The sequence below is a fragment of the Sodalis sp. RH16 genome, assembly GCF_047324245.1.
GTDB classification, from domain to species: Bacteria; Pseudomonadota; Gammaproteobacteria; order Enterobacterales; family Enterobacteriaceae; genus Acerihabitans; species Acerihabitans ligni.
Map to the genome: position 1 here is coordinate 5,568,657 of NZ_CP178737.1, position 17,353 is coordinate 5,586,009.

Sequence of the window (17,353 nt, forward strand, 5' to 3'; positions counted from 1 at the left end):
AATGTAAGGTTATTTAATTATGAAAAGTAGAGATAATTATTTTATTGAATGTAATTTCTTTGAAATTTCATTCATTGCTATTTCCTGCGTGAATCTGAAACCTGGCGATATTATCCGGGGGCCGCCGGTTTTTTAATATGTCGGGATGGATAAAAAACAGTCCGGGAAGGAATATTTATTGCGCCGCCTGTCCAGTAAAAGGTGATGCTTATCACAAAGCGTTCCGGGGCAAAACCGCCAGGGGAGCGGCCGCGAAAATCTGCAAACCCTTATGCGCATCGGACTGCGCCGTGATAACGATCGCGGATTTTCCGGTGAAACAGGCGCAGTGTTCGCCGCCACGGCGGAATTCACGCTGCCCTTGTGGTATTTACTGTTGATCTTCCGGCCGGATCAGTGGGCGTTAGCGGAACGCGCGCTGACGGTATATCGCCATGGCGCCCAATCCTTTTTCAGTCATCAGGCGGACCGGGTCATGCAGCTGGCCGAGGCCGATGCACCGCTGGTGGTGAGCCTGGGCTCCGCTTCGTTGCGATACATTGCCGCCGACGCCAGCCTTAAACTGCTGGAGATGTGTAACGGCCTGCAGGTCGCCGACGATCACAGCAGCCTATCGTTTCGCCACGGCCCCAAACTGATAGTGAACCAGCCGGTCGCGGTGATAGTGTATCTTTCACCAGACGAGGAGATACTCCGCTATGACCTGGATATGGCGGCCGAGCTGAAAGCCCAGCGCCATCCCCTGGGCAAGGTCGTCGGCATTTATGCCGCGGAGGATCCCCGCGCCGCTTTATCTGCATATTGCCGGGGTATTCGCCAACGTATTGAGTTCGGCGACTACCCGCTCGGGTCGCTGTTGCCGCCATGGCTGGCGGATCCGTCGCTGCCGGTGGGGTTGAGCGATAAAATGGCGCAATTGGACCTGCGGCATCATACCGTCATACTTCATGACGCAACGCGGCAACCTTCTCCGTGCACAATCCCTGTGTCCCTTCTTTGCATCCATCCTGCCTGTTTTTCCCCACGGATGCGAAGACGGGATACGGTCAGTCTTAACGGCAAGGAGAAACATCATGGCAACTCCCAATATTCTCTTATTGCGCATCGATAATCGCCTGGTCCACGGACAGGTCGGCGTCGCATGGTCCTCTTCACTGGGCGCGAACCTGCCGGCGGCGGCGGAAAGCGCCATTTAATGTGTGATTCAGGACACAGTTTCAACACAGCAAAAAATACCCTCTCCCGGCCGCCGGATGGAAATACATCAATAAAACAGCTGATTTATATTCAGGTGGATCCCCCGCCGGTTCGATCTCAATTCGTTATGCCTATTATTCCGGGAGAAATACATTAACGTTCATGGATCATTACATTCTGGCGTTTGAAATATAGTTTTATTGTATTTAAGCTTCGTTTAATACTGATATTGTATTGCTCCAGAATATCGTGAGAGAGTTGATAACCAAGTATGACGGTTATATAGCAATAGCAAGGACATGATATGTCAGATAATAAAATTGTCTTTGAGCACGCCGTAACCACGTTTACCCATGAACGGTGGGACGCGGACGGACAAGATGCGCCTTTCGCCCTGGAAGCGCTGGAAGAGGGAAAAATACTTTTTTTCCCCCACCTCTCGTTTAGCCTGACCGCGGATGAAATCGCCCTCCTGGATCCGACGCTGGTGGATCCGAAACGGAAGAATATCAGCTTCCAGCCGCTGAAAAACCGGCTCACCGGGGTGGCGGCGACGGAACGAATCCCGGCGGTGCGGCATTTGCTTGAACGCTACTACCAGGACTGCTGCCGTCTGGCGGCGGCGATACTCCCCCTATACCGGCAGACCCTGCACAGCCCCGCCAATACCCTGCGGCTGCATCCGATTACCGCCTGGACAAACACCACCTCATGGCGCAAAGACGATAGCCGCCTGCATGTGGATGCCTTCCCTTCACGCCCTACCCACGGCCAGCGCATACTGCGCATCTTCACCAATATCAATCCCAACGGGGAAAACCGCTCCTGGCGGGTGGGCGAGCCTTTTCCGCAGCTGGCGCAGCGCTTCCTGCCGAATCTCGGCCGCTACTCCCCGCTGAACAGCTGGCTGCTGAACAAGATGGGCATCACCAAAACCCGCCGCAGCCACTATGACCATCTGATGCTGCAGCTGCACGACGCCATGAAGTCGGACCGGGATTACCAGCAGTACGGACCGCAGCTGGCGGTGGATTTCCCCCCCGGCAGCAGCTGGATCTGTTTTTCCGATCAGACGCCCCACGCGGCGATGAACGGGCAATTCATGCTGGAACAGACTTTTTTCTTGCCGCCGGAGGCCATGAAAAATCCTCGCCGCGCGCCGGTAAAGGTACTGGAGTCTCTGCTGCATAAGCCGCTGATTTAGCCTTTTTGACGCCGATCCCGTCCGGCGATGTCGGCGCTGTCCGGTTTATCCTGCGCGGCACGTTCGGGCCAAAGCCCGGATAATCGCGCATTCAGCCGCCCCGCTCCCCGCCCGCGGCGTGCCCGTGCAAATTCCCATGCATATTCCCGTGTAAATTCCCGGATAAATTTCCGGATAACTTCCCGGATAAATAGCGCAGTACAGTGCCGGTTTCCCACCAATACCCCCAGTCGCTATCATCCCCCTTAGCCAGGTAGGTCTCAGTCAATGCCAGGCAAAGGGCATAATTTCCCTGCATCAATGCGTCAATAAAGGCCGCCGGGAAAAACGGTTCCGCCGGGGAGCGCCGTCCTGCCCGTGACCTTATCCGGCTCATGGCGAGAATCACGCAGCAGAACTGGACAAAGCGCTGTTTCTCCGGAGAGCGCGGCATCACCCTGGTAAGAAAAAGCGCGCTGTAGACATAGTCTTCAAACGGCCCGTGCCGGGCTTCCCGCGCCATATCGCCGGTAAAACGATCGGAAATGGCGCGGGTCATCCGTACCAGTTTGACCCGGTCGGCGCTTTGGGGAATGAAATAAAAGACCACGGCGACGATAAGCACGCTAAAGACCGCCGCCACCGCCATATTGGCAAAGCGGGAAAAATCATAGTCCATGGGGTTGGCAAAATTAATCAGAAAAATAACCCCCAGCATAAACACATGAAAAAATATGAATGCAACGGGGGAAAGGGATTTCCCCGCGCCTGCGAGCAACAGCACCGGGGTCATGGCCAGCATGGCGGGCAACAGTTCGGCGGTAGAGATAAACGCGTAGAACAACAGCACATAAGCCACCGGCACCGCCAGGACGACGGCGGCCAAGACCACCAGCACCAATTTGCTCACCGCGGGATAATGCGCGCCCAAGGCGCAGGAAATACCGATGAGTACGGTAAGGATATAGCCCATATCCCAGTTGTTCCCCAACCAGAAAAATACGCCCGCCAGGACGCTGCAAAAGGTCCGGACGGCATTCAGCAGCATTTCATGGCTATCGCGAAACACCCGGGCCCCGGCAAATACTTGCCCCGTCCGGCTTTCCGCCGGTCCGGCGGCCTGTGCCCCCGCGTCATCCAGACAGGAACGCAGGGTTAAACAGAAGTGTTGACCGGCGCGGTGGGCCATCAAACCGTCCGGCGGCCAAGGGGGCGCGGTATCGGGCGGAAAAGGACGCGGGCCCAGCCATTTTTCCACTTCATTGAGATAGTCCCCCGCATCCGCGCCGCTGTCATGCAGCAGCAGCGCGGACATGGAGTGCAGGGATAACAGGCCGCTCGCCGAGCTCAGCTGCCGGCGGGTAAGACGGGACTGCCGCCGGCGCAGGGTACTATCAGCGGCCGCAGACAGGGAGTCGTTCGCCGCCAGCAGTTCGGCATTCATCAAACCGGTCGACAGTTCATACCATCGCTGGAACAGCGCCCGTTCCGGCACATACCTGTGCAAGCAGGATTGGAACAGATCCCGCATCCTGTGGCTATTACCCTGCGCCGCCTGCAAAAACAATCGATTATCCAGCCGGGACGGCAGCGCAAAGGTCACCAGCAGCGCGGCGGCCAGACCCAACGCGATTTCCGACAGCCGGGCCTGGCTGATGAAAAACAGCGTATAGGGCGTAGGCGACACCGAGATGCCGAAACCCACAATGGCCGACGTATAGCCGCACAGGGCGCAGCCATAGGTCACCATCCCGCTATAGCGGCCGGCAATATAAGTGCAAAGGGAGAGCCATAGCGCCAGATAGAGCGACATCAGCCAGGGCGCGTTCAGGCTGATGCCGGCAAGCCAGGTCACCATCAGGATACCCACCACGGTGCCCGCCAGCCGGGCGATAAACTTGGCGATGAGCATCCCCTGGCTGGGGTAACTTACCACCGCCACCGTCATAATGGCCCAATAGGGTTTATCCAGCTGCAGAGAAAAAGCGGCCGCCCAGGCCAACAGCGTCGCCAGCCAAAAACGCAGGGCGAAAAAGTAATCCGGACGCTGGAAAAACCGGCCGATCTTCGCCATCGGTTCGGCGATGCTTTGCGCCGCCACCCCCATTAGCGGTCCCTTATTTTTACGGTGCAGGTGGTACCCGCGATCAGCGGCGGATAAGCCGCCCCGCCGTCCCGGCGGTCAATGGCAATCCGTACCGGAATCCGCTGCGCCAGACGAACCCAGGGATAATCGGGCTCAACGTTTTGCAATAGCTGCTCTCCGGTCGACGCGCTTTGATCGACGATTGCCCGTCCGATGCCGGTAATATGTCCGTACAGGGGTTGCCCGCCGTCATAAGGGTCGATTTCCACTGGTTTGCCGGCGGCAATATAGCGCAATTTTGTTTCTTCAAAATAGGCCATGACATAAAAGGAATTTGCATCCACCAGCGCCAGCAGGGATTGCCCGGCGCTGATGTAATTTCCTTCCCGTAATGCCAGATTGGTGACGTAACCGTCGGCGGGGGCATATATTTTGGTGCGGCTCAAGTCCAGACGGGCTTTTTTGATGGCAATCGTTGCCTGATCAATTTGATTATTCAATGAGGACAACGCTGTTTTGGCCGTTTCAAGATCTTCTTGGGAAATAACCTGATTGGTCAACCGCGCGCGCCGGGCGTATTGATGCAGCGCTTGGTCCCGCTGGATAATCAGCTGTGCCGATTTGGCCAGCGCGTTATCGAGGTTGATTTGATAATCGCTGGGATCGATGGCCAACAGCAGGTCGCCCCGGCTGACTTTCTGATCGTCGGTGATGGGCAGGTGGATCAGTTTGCCCGGCACCTCCGCCGCGATTTGTATGACTTCCCCCCGGATTTTGGCATCCCGGGTCCAGGGGCCGAGGGTGTAAAAATTCCACAGTCGATAGCTTACAACCACAATTATAAATAGCATGATCACACTGAGAATATATTTCCCAATCGCTTTCATAATAAGATTTCCAGCGAGATAATCACTTTATGGCTTAAATAAATACACAAAAACAAGACACCAAGATCAATAAGATTTGGATGCCAGAAATAACCGTTAAAAATGATATCCCGATAGGCTACACGCACCAGCAGCCAGATAAAAAAACCGAGTAAAATAACCCATATCAGTGCCGGGAAAAATATAATCGCTCCCAGCGTGAGATCTTTCATAAGGTCTCAACCATTATCAAAATCCCGGCATACCGGCGGTAATCTGCGAAGGCCATATACCGGTTAATCGTGGGTGGAATAATGTTAAAGTATATATGAACCACATTCCTGTCAATGGATGTTTTCGCGAAAATAATAATCCCCGGATAAATTGTATAGAGTCACAATGAATAGCGATTTTTTTCCAAATAAGACGCATTGATTTGCCTCCGCAAAAGATTTTAAAAGACGGCGGCAGGGTTTATTTCACCGGCGCTATGCGTCCGGGTTTAGGGCAATTCGGGGACCGGCGCGACGGAGCTTGAGCGCCACATAGAGTTTTGTCGTCCAGCCTACGTCATCCAGCCGCGCCCCCAGCAGTTTTTCAATACGCTCGAGCCGATAGTTCAGCGTATTGGGATGAATACCCAGTACGCTTGCCGCCGCCTTCCGGCGCTGGCATTGCTCAAAGTAGGTTTCCAGGGTCAACAGCAGATCCGGATCGCCGGATAATTGTTCAATCAGCGAGACCAGATAACGTAACGTCGTATCGGTGCCGCGCACGCTCTCTTCCATAACGATATCGGAATAAAAATACACCCGGCGGCCATCGTCGCAGCGCATGCCGAAATCGAGGGCCCTGATAGCCTCATCCGCCGTGGAAGCCCATCCTCTTGCGCCCTGGCCCATCAGCCCCACTCCCATCATGGCCGATGCGGGCAAGGCTTCTCTCAGCTCGGCCACGCGACCCGCCATCATGCGATCGTTGGCATTCATGGCATTGCCCGGCACAGCCGGCACCCAGATAACCAGCCGCCCGTGGTGCCAGACACGCAACAGAAAATCCTCAGCTACGGTAAGCCGGCGCGCAATTCCTGACACCACGCTATCGAGTTCCTGGGCAAACTGCGGGGAATTGCTATCCGCCTCCGGGAGCTCCACGGCGAAAGCAATGCGGGGGGCAGACGGATCCAGCCCCAGCGCCGCCGCGGTTTTGTGGAATTCCCCGGTTTCTTCGGGAAAAGTGAAAATAATACCGTACAATTGGTGTTGTAAAGATTCCCGCCAGCGTGCCTGACGGAACTGTTCCTTGAGGTATGCCTGGGAAATCAGCTGCGCCATTTCATCAAAATACTCCAGCAAATAAGGCGAGATGTTAAACAGCAGCTCCCCGCGCAGGCTTTCGTTTCGTTCCGCGATAAGGATATACCCGCGCCATAATTCCAAGGACCCCAGTCTGAACGCCCGCAGCAGCGCCGGCAGCGGCATGCCCTGATGCACCCGCCGTTTGCCGAACTCCTGGAATACCAGCAAATCCTCCTGCGAGGGCGGCGTTCCGTTCAAAATGGACCGGAACCAGAGACGGGCGGAAAAGGTGATGGATTCATTGACATCCAGCCTCACCACCGGCGTCAAATCGGCATATTCTTTCATTTTGAGCAACGATGAGAACACCCCGTCCGTCATAACCGTCAGATTGTCCGCCAGGGATAAGGTGTTTTCCCGCAGGGAGGGGGAAAGCGTCGGCACGTTCAGCATAGCATTGTCTCCGGCCCTGCCGGCGGCAGGGAAATGATCATAACGGCCCCCGTCCCGAAAATCGGGCCCGATAACCCGGCACAGCCGTCCGGCGACCGTCGGGGAACAAAACGCAGCGTGCCGGCAAAACGTGCCGGCCGGCGATAAGTATAAATTTTTCGCGGCCGTGGTGGATAGACCCGCCGCAAAGGTATGCTCCGTCCCGTCATTGGGGTAAGCTTAGGTAGCGCCAGAAAACTCACCTTATTCACAAGAGAGGAATGCTATGTGGTCTCAAGCAAAAGAGAACGATGAAGACAAAGAGAAAGATCAACCGGCGATTTCTTCCTTTGCCCTGAACAAATTACTGGATGCCCGTTCCCTGATCATTTCCGGCGAGATCAATCAGGCGTTGACCGAAAAGGTGGTGTCCCAGCTGTTGATTTTACAGGAAGTGAATGATAAGCCGATAAAAATCTTTCTCAACAGCCAGGGCGGGCATGTGGAAGCGGCCGATACCATCCATGACATCATCAAATTCATCAAGCCGGAAGTGCAGATAATCGGCACCGGCTGGGTGGCCAGCGCCGGCATTACCATTTTCCTGGCGGCGGAGAAAAAGAACCGCTTTGCCCTGCCCAATACCCGCTTTATGATCCATCAACCCCTCGGCGGCGTACAGGGACAGGCGACGGATATCGAAATCGAAGCCAAAGAGATCCTACGCATGCTGGACCGGGTCAACAAGATGATAAGCGACGCCACCGGCCAGTCGCTGGAAAAAGTGCAGAAAGACACCGACCGCAACTTCTGGCTCACCGCGCCGGAAGCGTTGGATTACGGGATTGTGGGACAGATCATCTCCTCCCAGAAGGATCTTTCCTGACATTCTCCCCGCCGCTAAAGCGCTGAGAACGCCGTTTGTATCGGCGTTCTCAGGACATCCACCGGCCAAAGCTGCTTTGCCAATAGCGTTTAGGTTCTGTGGGTTTTAACACCCCGTTGCTGGCCGCCGGCCTGGACCACCTCCCGGTCAATGTTTGACCACGTAAAGATCCTTGGTGTAATACACCCCCAGCGGGCTCGGGCTGAAGCCGCCGATATAGGGTTTCACCAGCTGTACCGACACATAATGGTAGACCGGAATCGCCGGCACATCCCGGGCCAGGATATCTTCCGCCTGCTGGTAGTACCGGCCTCTTTGCGCCGCCGTGCCCGACCGGGCGGCAAGGGCAAGGGTCCGGTCATAGTCCGGATTGGCATATAACGAGGTGTTTTCACTGTCGCCGGTGCGAAAGTTGTTCAGAAAGGTGGAAGCATCATCATAGTCGGCCACCCAGGCATAACGCACCAGATCAAAGCCACCGCCGTGCATGGTGTCGAGCATGGTTTTCCATTCCTGGTTATGCAGCTTCACCTCGACGCCGAGATTTTTTCGCCACATCGAGCTGGCGGCAATGGCGATGCGCTGGTGCGATTCGGACGTGTTGTACAGCAGATCCAGCGTCAGCGGATGCCCGGCGGTAAATCCGGCCTGGGCCAATAATTTTTTCGCTTCGGTAATCCTTTTTTCCCGCGGCCATCCGGCATAGTCCGGTTTTTGCAGCGTCACGCCGCCGATTTTTTCCTGGCTTATCAGCCAGGCGGGAATTTGCCCCTGTCCCAGCACCTTACCGGCGATGATATCCTTATCCAGGCCCAGGTTAAGCGCTTGGCGCACGCGGCTGTCATTAAACGGCGCCTTGCGGGTATTGAACTCATAATAATAGGTGGCCAGTTTCGGCGAAATATGGACCTGGTTGCCCAATTCCTGTTGCAGCGATGGGAATAACGTCTGCGGCACGGTATAGGTAATGTCGATTTCACCGGCCTTATAGCGGTTAACGTCGGCGGTTTCCGAACCGATGGGCAAATAGGTCACTTTGTTGATTTGGGTATGCCCGTCATCCCAGTACCGTTTATTACGCACGCCCGTCAGGCGCTCGTTCACCACCCATTCCGACAGGGTAAAGGGGCCGTTGCTGACGAAATGGCCCGGCTGGGTCCATTTATCCGCAAACCGCGCCACCGCCTTTTGCGGAACGGGCACCAGGGAGGGATGGGCCAGCATCGCGAGAAAATAGGCCGTCGGCTGCTCAAGTGTGATGGTCAGCGTCACGTCGTCCACCGCCTGGATACCCAGCGTCTCGGTTCCTTTTTTACCTTCGATAATCTGCCGCGCGTTCAGCAGGTGCATATTGGCAAGATAGCTTTCATAAGGCGAGGCGGTCTTGGGATCCACCAGGCGACGCCAGCTATAGACCACATCACCGGCGGTGAGGGGATCGCCGTTCGACCATGTCAGTCCCGGACGCAGATGGAAGGTCCACACGCGGTTGTCTTTGTTTTCCCAGCGGGCGGCCAGGCGGGGCCGGACATGGCCGTCATTGTCAATGCTCACCAGTCCTTCAAAAAAGTCGCTGATGATATTGAATTCCACATCGCTCTCCACTTTATGCGGATCGAGGGAAGCCGGTTCGCTGCCGTTATTGCGCACGATTTCCTGTTTGGCCGCCAGTTCGACGCCGGGCGGCACGGTGGCGGCGCCGGCGGGCAACGCCGCCCAAAAGCTCAGGCAGCTTAACATTAACATTGCGGCCCTGGCCGCCCTGGCGAAAGGGAACATTTTCCTGGTTTTCCCGACATCTATGCTCTCCATCACGACACGTTCCGATTGCGGATTAATGCTGCAAGCCGGCCAGCAGGCGCAGGGCCATTTTTTCGGCGTTGGCCACATGCAGCTGCGCCGCCGCCTGGGCGGCATCCGCATCCCGCTGCTGTATCGCGCGATACAGATTATCGATTTCGTTCAGGCTGGCGGGCAGGCGTTGCAGATGCATCAGCGACGTGGCGCGCAGCAGATTTACCCGCGAATGCAGGCTGCCGAGGATCTCTTTCACCAGTGAATTGCCGCAGTTGCTGAGCAAAACATCATACAAAGCGTTTTTTGCGTCCAAGACCCGTCCCTGATCCTGCGCCGCGCCGGCGGCGTGCAGCTGCTGCACCGCGGCGCCGAAGCGGGCGATGTCCTCTTCACTGGCCCGTACGGCGAACTCACGGGCGGCAAAGCCTTCCAGCAGCCCGCGCAGCGCGTACAGCTCCGCGGCTTCCTGCGGCGAGATAATGGCCACAATCGGTCCTTTATTAGGCACGATATGCACCAGTTTTTCCGCTTCCAGCTTACGCAACGCCTCTCGCACCGAGGTACGGCTGACCCCCAGCGTTTCACAGAGCTCCCGCTCGATAAGCCGCTCACCGGGGGCATAACGCCCGGTCATGATTGCCTGCCGCAGGACATTTTCGACCTGGTGACGCAATGATTCGGGTCGTATCATTTCCAGTTCTGCTGACATTATTGTATTCCTGTCCGACAAAATATGGCTTCTTTGTACCACATTCTCCCTGCCGGTCACAAGAGCGCGGGCGCCGCGCCCGTCCTACCCCCGCCGGCCAGGGGATGGCCGCTCCGCCAGCGCCTGCTCCAGCAAGGGCGCGGCGGCGGCGGCGCCATGCATGCCGATGGCGCTGACAATCTCCAGCACTTCGAGGATCTCCTGCGCGCCGGCGCCGTAGCCGATGGCATTGCGCATGTGCAGCTTTAATCCCTGGACATACAGGTGGGTGGCGGAAGCGTTAAAGGCGCAGTAAATCAGCTCTTTCACCTTGGGACTCAGCACGCCGCTGCGCCAGGGGACCGAGGAAAATTCCACGTAGGCGTCAAACAATTCCGGATCCAGCTCCAGCATGCCGTCCCAAAAGGCGTGCCAGTAGCCGCGGTTTTCAATAAAACGCTGCTTCAGGGTTTCCTGGCGGGCATCAAGGGGGGATGAACCGCTGCGCAGCCCCTCCTCCTCCAGCACTTCCATCAGCAGAGGGACGCCAATATTGGCGGCGTGGATACCCAGGGTGGCGGTGAGCTCCAGCACTTCCATCAGCTCCTCGCGGGTGGCGCCATAGCTCAATGCCAGGCGCAGGTAGCGCTCCACCCCCGGCAGATAAAGATGGGTGGCCGCCGCGCTGGCGCTAAGAGCGATAAATGCCTTGGTCTTGTTATCCAGATGATTTTTTTGCCAGGGCACCGCGGCCAATTGCCGGCAGGCGTCATAAAAACCCGCATCCAGGCGGCGGATGCTTTCCCATTGCGCCCCCCACTCCCCCTGCGAGGAAACACCGGTTTCATCGATGGGTAAAAAAGTTTCATTTAAGCTCATGATTTACGCTCCGTGCGATCCAGATAGTCTTGCTGCGCCACTTCCTCTTGCCACCGGGTCTTGCCGAGGGAGATGGCGGTATGCGCCAGGTAGCTGTCGCGGGCGGCGCCGTGCCAGTGGCGTTCATCGGCGGGAATCCATACCACATCGCCCTGGCGGATTTTTTGCGCGTCCCGGCCGTCGACGCAAATCCAGCCGCAGCCCGACGTGACCTGCAATATCTGGCCCTGCTCATGGGTATGCCAATAGGTGCGCGCCCCCGGCGAGAAAAACACGTTGGCGATGGTGATATTGTCCGTGGCGGGCATCACCGGATCCGCCCACACCACGCCGCTGAAGCTGGCGGTGCGTTGTTCCGACGCCGCGTCCGCCGCCCTGCCGTAAAAAATCTTCATTTCTGTCCTCCCTCAGGTGTTGAACCGGCATCATAAAGCCTGACGCCGCCGGAAATATCGCCGATGGCGTCCACCACGCGATTGCTGATCTTATCGCCGTAGCCCAGGGCGCCGGCCAATCCGAAGCTGGCCAGCGGACCCGCCGCGTTCAGCGACGCCACCCCCAGTTCATGGGTCAGGTCGGTGTAAAGCACCACATCTTTGATCATCAGCCGGGACGTAAGGCCGCCTTCCAGATAATCGCCGTCGACAATTTTCGGAAAGCGGTTCAGGGTGGCGAAATTAACGCCGCTGCTGCTGTTAAGCACCTCCAGCAGCGAATGCAAATCCAGACCGGCCTTTTTCGCCGCCACCATCACCTCCGCGGTGGCGGCGAGACTGACGGCGTTGAGGAAATTATTCAGCAGCTTGGCGGTATGCCCCGCGCCGCTGTCCCCCATGTTGACCACCTTGGCGGCGAAGGGACGGAACACCCATTGCACCGCCTCGATGGCGGCGGCGTCGCCTCCCACCATCAGCGTCAGCGCGCCTTTTTCCGCCGCCGCCGCGCCGCCGGAAATACCGGCGTCGATATAGGCCACGCCACGGGCCTTGAACAGGCCATGCAGCCGGCGGGTGGACGTGACGGCGCTGGTGCTCAGATCAATCACCGTTTGCCCGGCGCGGCAGTGGTCCAGCAGTCCATCCCGCCCTTCAGCCACCGCCTCCACCACCCGGCTGTCGGGCAATGACAGCAGCACCACGTCGCCATACTCCGCCACCTCGCGCAGCGATGCGGCGGCCTGGGCGCCCGCGGCGGCGGCCCGCTCCCGTTCGGTGTCATAGCCCCGCACCGCGATGCCGGCCTCCACCAGACGCCGGGTCATGCGTCCGCCCATATTGCCTAAACCGATAAATCCCGCCCGATCGATATTCATCATGTCACCCTCTTTATAGGCATCCGATAGTGCCGGTCCCCGCCGGCGGTGAAAGTCTCCGCCTTGCGCCGGGCCGATCCCCCTCAGGAAAAGTCCACGTCTTTGGTTTCCGGACCCATGGCGGCGCCGACGGTGCCGATAATTCCCCCCAGGGCCAGCAGAGCCACCGCGGTAAGGGCCAACGGCATCACCGCGCTGAGCCAGTCCATATAGAAGGCGTAGAACGAGGGAATAATCACCGACAGGCTGAAGCCCACGCCGAAGCCGGTGGCGCGCACATCGGTGACGAAGCGTTCATTGATGTAGGTGACGATCACGCCCCAGGGAGAGGTGACCAATACCGCCAGCAGGCATACCAAGGCGACGGTGACCGGCACCGGCATGCCCTGCCGGGTGCTCAGGATATACAGCAGCGCCGAGCCCACTACCGCTATCAGCGGACCGACAATCAAAAAGAACAGCCGGCGGCCGATTTTTTGCCCCAGCATGCCGGAACCGATGTAGGTGAAGAACAACACGAAATAGGTCAGCATCAGGGTAGCGGTCATTTCTATGCCATTGAAATGCAGTGTTTTCACCAAGAGGCCGGTGGGCAGGAAAATCGTGATGATATTCTGGGTCAGCCAGAAGCCGGTCATCATTAACAACACCTGCAGCAGATTGCGCCCGCTTTTGCCGTGCAGCAGATCGGTCAGGGCCAGTTTCTCTTTTTTCTCGCCGCTTTCGCTTTGCCAGATTTCCGATTCGGACACTTTATAGGTGTAATAAAGCACCAGCACCCCCGCCAGCAGCGCGCCTATCACGAACGGTATGCGCCAGCCCCACTGCGCGAAGGGCGAGTGCAGACCGTGCAGGGGAGAGAACATCAACACCAGCCAGGTGATGAGATTGATGCTGACATAGGCGGCGGGGAAGCCGCTGATAATCAGGCCGCCGACAAATCCGCGCTGGGATTTCTTTGAATACTCGATGGCCAGCGGCATGGCGCCGGTATAGCCGCCGCCGAGGAATATTCCGTCCACAAACCGCAAAATCACCAGCAGCACATAAGAGGTCACGCCCAGGCTTTCATAGCCGGGCAATAACGCAATCAGCAAGGTCACCACGCCGAAACCCGACACCGAATAGATGGAGGCTTTGCGGCGGCCGATGCGATCGGCCACGATGCCGAACAGCAGCGCGCCGATGGGCCGGCCCAGCAGTGTGGTAATAAAGACCAGCGATGCCAGGATGGTTTCCAGGCCGGGCGAAAGCTGCGGCGGCTGGAAGTAGAACAGCACCGGCGACAGCGCCACCACCGGCAGGTAGATATCAAACATATCGATGTATTCGGAAAAGAAGGCGCCTTTGATGGCGTTCTTCCTTTTTACTTCTATGGATTGGTCGCTTTCTTTCGCCGAGGCGATGTTATAGTCGCTTAACGTTTCCATATCCGTCTCCCGTTATTCAAGCGCACCTCTTACGGATGCGTGGGGTTGCGATCCGCCGTACATCAGCCGCGGCGGGCAGGTAGGGAATACAGGGTCTACCGTGGAGCAGGCGCGCCGTCAGGCGCCGCCGGTTTCATCCTCGTAGGCTTTGATGGCCGCGCTGGCCACCCGGAACGCGGCCAGCGCCAGCGGCGCGCCGCAGTAGACCGCGGTCTGGATCAGCACCGCGCGGATCTCCTCGCGGGTCACGCCGTTTTTCAAGGCGCCTTTGATATGCACCGACAATTCGTGATGCTGGCTCATGGCGGTCAGGATGCCGATATTCAGCATGCTGCGGGTTTTGAAGGTCAGCGTCGGATCGCCCCAGACTTCGCCCCAGCAATACTCCGTCACCAGCTTTTGTATCGGGCGATTGAAATCATCGGCGGCGGCCCAGGATTTTTCCACATGGGCGGCGCCCAGCACTTCCTTACGATTTGCGAAACCACGCTCAAAACGCTCTTCGAATTCCATGGTGACTCCTCAGGCTATGGCAGCGAACAGAAATCGTATGATTGTATGACAGCAGTTTCAGGCAAAAAAAAATATGCCTGCCCGTTAATCCTCGCCGTAACCGACGAGGGATTTTATCTCCAAATACTCCCGCAGGCCGGCTTCGCCCCATTCACGGCCGTTGCCCGAGCGCTTATAGCCGCCGAACGGCGCCAGGAAGTCCGCCGGCGGATAATTGATATGGACGCCGCCGGCCTTAAGCTTACGGGCCACCCGCCGCGCCCGCTGCCTGTCGCCGGACTGGACATAGGCCGCCAGGCCGTAATCGGTGCCGTTGGCGATGTCGATGGCCTGCGCCTCCGATTCATATCCCATGATGGACAGCACCGGGCCGAAGATCTCTTCGCGGGCAATGGTCATCTGCGGCGTCACATGGCTGAACACCGTCGGTTTGACATAATAACCCCGCTCGAAACCCTCGGGCCGTCCGGTACCGCCGGTCACCAGGCGGGCGCCCTCATCGATGCCGGCTTGAATCAAGGCCTGCACCCGATCGAACTGATTGCGGTTCACCAGCGGTCCGAGCTGGGTGGCGGGAGAATCCGTCGGTCCCAGGCGAAAAGCCTGCGCCGCGGCCTTGGCGATGTCCGCTGCCTCCTCCATCATGGCATGCGGCACCAGCATGCGGGTGGGAATGGAGCAGGATTGACCGGAATTGGTAAAACAGGCGGCCACGCCGCGGCTGACCGCTTCCGGCAGATTAACGTCGTCCAGCAGGATATTGGCCGATTTGCCTCCCAACTCCTGCGCGACCCGTTTAACGGTGTCCGCGGCCATCTTCGCCACCTCGATCCCCGCACGGGTGGAGCCGGTGAACGACACCATATCGACGCCGGGATGGCGGGCCAGGGCCGCGCCGACGGTGGGGCCGTCGCCGTTGACCAGATTAAACACCCCGGCCGGAACCCCCGCTTCATCCAGCACCTCGGCGAACAGCAGCGCACTGAGGGGGGAATATTCGCTGGGCTTGATGACCATGGCGCAGCCGGCGGCCAGGGCCGGGGCGATTTTCACCACAATCTGATTGATAGGCCAGTTCCAGGGGGTGATAAGGGCGCAGACCCCCACCGGTTCCAGCCGCAGCCGGGTCGTCCCCCGCTGCTCCTCAAAGGCGAAACCGTCCAGCACCTTGAGTATCGCCTCCAGATGCGCCACCCCTCGCACCGCCTGGCCGTCGCGGGCAAAGGTAATGGGGGAACCCATTTCCCGGCGCATCGTCTCGGCAAATTCGTCGTAACGGCGGCGGTAGATTTGCAAAATTCGCCGCAACAGGGCGACACGCTCCGATACCGGGCTGTCGGCATAGGCGGGCAGCGCCTCTCGCGCCGCCGCCACCGCGCGATCCACATCGGCGCCGTTGCCCATGGCCAGCCGGGCAAACGTCCGTTCGGTGGCCGGATCGATCAAATCGAGTCCGGCGGCGGACAGGGGCGTTACCCACTGTCCGCCGATATAAAACTGAGCGGCACGAGTCATGGCATACTCCTGTTAATCAGCCGGTACATTTCGGTGTGATCGGCGCCGGGGGCGGCGCGCCGGGCCGCTTCGTCCCACAGCTGCGCGCAAACGGCGCCGAACCGCATGGGATAACCCAGGTCCCGCGCCAGCGCCCGGCCGATACGCAAATCCTTGTTCATCAGCTGCAAGGCGAAACCGGAGTTGAAGGCGCCGCTTAACATATACTGCTTAACCTTGTTTTCCGAGGTGTTGCTTCGGCCGGTAGACGCATTAAGCACATCGGTCATCACGCCGGGATCGATGCCGAAACCTTCGGCGATGTGCAAGGCCTCTACCGTCGCCAGCAGCCCGGCGGCGGACACATAGTTATTGAGCGCCTTGGCGGCATGGCCGCTGCCCGCCGCGCCGATATGCAGCACGCTTTTACCCATTGCCTCCAGCAGCGGCCGGCAGCGGTTAAGCACCGCCTCCTCGCCGCCCGCCAGAATCGCCAGTTCACCCGCCACGGCTTTCTTCACGCCGCCGGAAACCGGCGCATCCAGATAATCCAGGCCCATTTCTTTTAGTTGGGCGCCGAGCCGGCGCGATCGCGCCGGTTCAGAAGAACTCATATCGATGACCACCGCCCCTTTGGGCAGCATCGATGCCAAGCCGGGGGACTTATCCCCCAGCAGAACGTTTTCCACGATGTCCGAATTGGGCAGCATGGTAATCAGCGCATCCAGACCCGCCGCGCGGGCGGCATCCAGCGGACCGGCGCCCAGCCGGTCCATTAACGTCTCCTGGCGCCGGCGGTCGGCGTCGCCAAGACAGAGTGAGAAGCCGGCGTCGGCCAGACACTGCGTCATGGGGGTTCCCATCATACCCAGCCCGCAAAAACCGATGTTATGCAAATCACTCATCTGCAGTTATCCTTTTGAAGTCAGGGTTGCCGACCGCCCGCCCGCATTCAGCTGCGGGGGGAGAAATCCGTCGGCGTTAAAAAGCTGTTTTCAATACGGGCCACAATCGGCGTTTGTGCTTCGCTGGCGGCCCGCTTGGCCTGCCAATCCGCATCCGCCTGGAAAGCGGCCCAGCGCGTTTCCCGATCCGCCAGGCTTGCCCATTTCAGCATGTAGGTCAGCGACTGGTTGCTCTCGCCTACCAGGGTTGTCCAAAAACCGACGGGCTCAATGCCGTATTTTTCAAAAAAAGCCAGGGTGGTATCTCTGAAGCGGTCCTGCAGGGCCGGTAAACGTCCCGGTAAACAGTGATAGACCCGCAATTCAACAATCATGATTTCTCTCCGC

At 58.3% G+C, this 17,353-nt stretch carries 17 protein-coding genes and 1 pseudogene; 4 read left to right on the forward strand and 14 right to left on the reverse strand.

All coding sequences use genetic code 11. From position 1 onward, the window contains the following. The first annotated feature begins 271 nt into the window (after nt 1–271). From ACL2XJ_RS25550 to ACL2XJ_RS25560, 3 genes and pseudogenes are all read left to right on the forward strand, one after another. Nucleotides 272–1,111 carry a hypothetical protein gene (locus ACL2XJ_RS25550; RefSeq protein WP_413724970.1) on the forward strand — a complete coding sequence of 280 codons (840 nt, stop codon included), beginning with the start codon at nt 272–274 and terminating at the stop codon, nt 1,109–1,111. Next, a pseudogene (locus ACL2XJ_RS25555) lies at nt 1,074–1,193 on the forward strand (PTS sugar transporter subunit IIB); the annotation flags it as partial. The gene ACL2XJ_RS25550 and the pseudogene ACL2XJ_RS25555, both read left to right, overlap by 38 nt. Nucleotides 1,194–1,501: 308 nt before the next feature. Beyond that, nucleotides 1,502–2,401: a Kdo hydroxylase family protein gene (locus tag ACL2XJ_RS25560; RefSeq protein WP_413724971.1), complete on the forward strand. Its 900-nt coding sequence runs from the start codon at nt 1,502–1,504 to the stop codon at nt 2,399–2,401. 91 nt (nt 2,402–2,492) lie between these two features. Here ACL2XJ_RS25560 and ACL2XJ_RS25565 read toward each other — a convergent pair whose 3' ends face one another. From ACL2XJ_RS25565 to ACL2XJ_RS25580, 4 genes are all read right to left on the reverse strand, one after another. Continuing rightward, nucleotides 2,493–4,487, reverse strand: a complete 1,995-nt coding sequence (locus tag ACL2XJ_RS25565) for an FUSC family protein (protein WP_413724972.1) — start codon at nt 4,485–4,487, stop codon at nt 2,493–2,495. Then, on the reverse strand, nt 4,487–5,317 hold the full coding sequence (locus ACL2XJ_RS25570) for an efflux RND transporter periplasmic adaptor subunit (protein ID WP_413724973.1): 831 nt from the start codon (nt 5,315–5,317) through the stop codon (nt 4,487–4,489). Before ACL2XJ_RS25570 ends, ACL2XJ_RS25565 begins: the two co-directional genes overlap by 1 nt. A gap of 32 nt (nt 5,318–5,349) precedes the next feature. Next, entirely contained in the window at nt 5,350–5,565 is a 216-nt protein-coding gene (locus tag ACL2XJ_RS25575; protein WP_132927624.1) for a DUF1656 domain-containing protein, read from the reverse strand. A gap of 255 nt (nt 5,566–5,820) precedes the next feature. Beyond that, the gene (locus ACL2XJ_RS25580) at nt 5,821–7,083 is read right to left on the reverse strand and encodes a PucR family transcriptional regulator (RefSeq protein ID WP_413724974.1); all 1,263 of its coding nucleotides are present in this window, start codon (nt 7,081–7,083) and stop codon (nt 5,821–5,823) included. 265 nt (nt 7,084–7,348) lie between these two features. Between ACL2XJ_RS25580 and ACL2XJ_RS25585 the strand changes: the two genes are divergently transcribed. Beyond that, on the forward strand, nt 7,349–7,948 hold the full coding sequence (locus ACL2XJ_RS25585) for an ATP-dependent Clp protease proteolytic subunit (RefSeq protein ID WP_413724975.1): 600 nt from the start codon (nt 7,349–7,351) through the stop codon (nt 7,946–7,948). Between the two features lie 147 nt (nt 7,949–8,095). Here ACL2XJ_RS25585 and ACL2XJ_RS25590 read toward each other — a convergent pair whose 3' ends face one another. The 10 genes from ACL2XJ_RS25590 to ACL2XJ_RS25635 all read right to left on the reverse strand — a co-directional run bounded on the left by ACL2XJ_RS25590 (nt 8,096) and on the right by ACL2XJ_RS25635 (nt 17,340). Further along, a complete protein-coding gene (locus tag ACL2XJ_RS25590; RefSeq protein ID WP_413726973.1) occupies nt 8,096–9,694 on the reverse strand; it encodes an ABC transporter substrate-binding protein in 1,599 nt (532 codons plus the stop codon). A gap of 88 nt (nt 9,695–9,782) precedes the next feature. Continuing rightward, nucleotides 9,783–10,454, reverse strand: a complete 672-nt coding sequence (locus tag ACL2XJ_RS25595) for a GntR family transcriptional regulator (protein ID WP_132927621.1) — start codon at nt 10,452–10,454, stop codon at nt 9,783–9,785. A gap of 84 nt (nt 10,455–10,538) precedes the next feature. Next, nucleotides 10,539–11,312, reverse strand: a complete 774-nt coding sequence (locus ACL2XJ_RS25600; RefSeq protein WP_413724976.1) for a carboxymuconolactone decarboxylase family protein — start codon at nt 11,310–11,312, stop codon at nt 10,539–10,541. After that, nucleotides 11,309–11,707 carry a cupin domain-containing protein gene (locus ACL2XJ_RS25605; protein WP_203523333.1) on the reverse strand — a complete coding sequence of 133 codons (399 nt, stop codon included), beginning with the start codon at nt 11,705–11,707 and terminating at the stop codon, nt 11,309–11,311. The genes ACL2XJ_RS25600 and ACL2XJ_RS25605 overlap by 4 nt, the downstream gene beginning before the upstream one ends. Continuing rightward, on the reverse strand, nt 11,704–12,627 hold the full coding sequence (locus ACL2XJ_RS25610; protein WP_413724977.1) for an NAD(P)-dependent oxidoreductase: 924 nt from the start codon (nt 12,625–12,627) through the stop codon (nt 11,704–11,706). Before ACL2XJ_RS25610 ends, ACL2XJ_RS25605 begins: the two co-directional genes overlap by 4 nt. 80 nt (nt 12,628–12,707) lie before the next feature. Then, nucleotides 12,708–14,054 carry an MFS transporter gene (locus ACL2XJ_RS25615; RefSeq protein WP_203523335.1) on the reverse strand — a complete coding sequence of 449 codons (1,347 nt, stop codon included), beginning with the start codon at nt 14,052–14,054 and terminating at the stop codon, nt 12,708–12,710. A gap of 117 nt (nt 14,055–14,171) precedes the next feature. Then, on the reverse strand, nt 14,172–14,567 hold the full coding sequence (locus ACL2XJ_RS25620) for a carboxymuconolactone decarboxylase family protein (protein ID WP_132927617.1): 396 nt from the start codon (nt 14,565–14,567) through the stop codon (nt 14,172–14,174). Nucleotides 14,568–14,651: 84 nt separating this feature from the next. Further along, nucleotides 14,652–16,082, reverse strand: a complete 1,431-nt coding sequence (locus ACL2XJ_RS25625) for an aldehyde dehydrogenase family protein (RefSeq protein WP_413724978.1) — start codon at nt 16,080–16,082, stop codon at nt 14,652–14,654. After that, nucleotides 16,079–16,966, reverse strand: coding sequence for an NAD(P)-dependent oxidoreductase (locus tag ACL2XJ_RS25630; protein ID WP_413724979.1), 888 nt, complete (start codon nt 16,964–16,966; stop codon nt 16,079–16,081). The genes ACL2XJ_RS25625 and ACL2XJ_RS25630 overlap by 4 nt, the downstream gene beginning before the upstream one ends. 47 nt (nt 16,967–17,013) lie before the next feature. Then, complete coding sequence (locus ACL2XJ_RS25635) at nt 17,014–17,340, reverse strand: NIPSNAP family protein (RefSeq protein ID WP_132927614.1); 327 nt, start codon at nt 17,338–17,340, stop codon at nt 17,014–17,016. Nucleotides 17,341–17,353 lie beyond the last annotated feature (13 nt).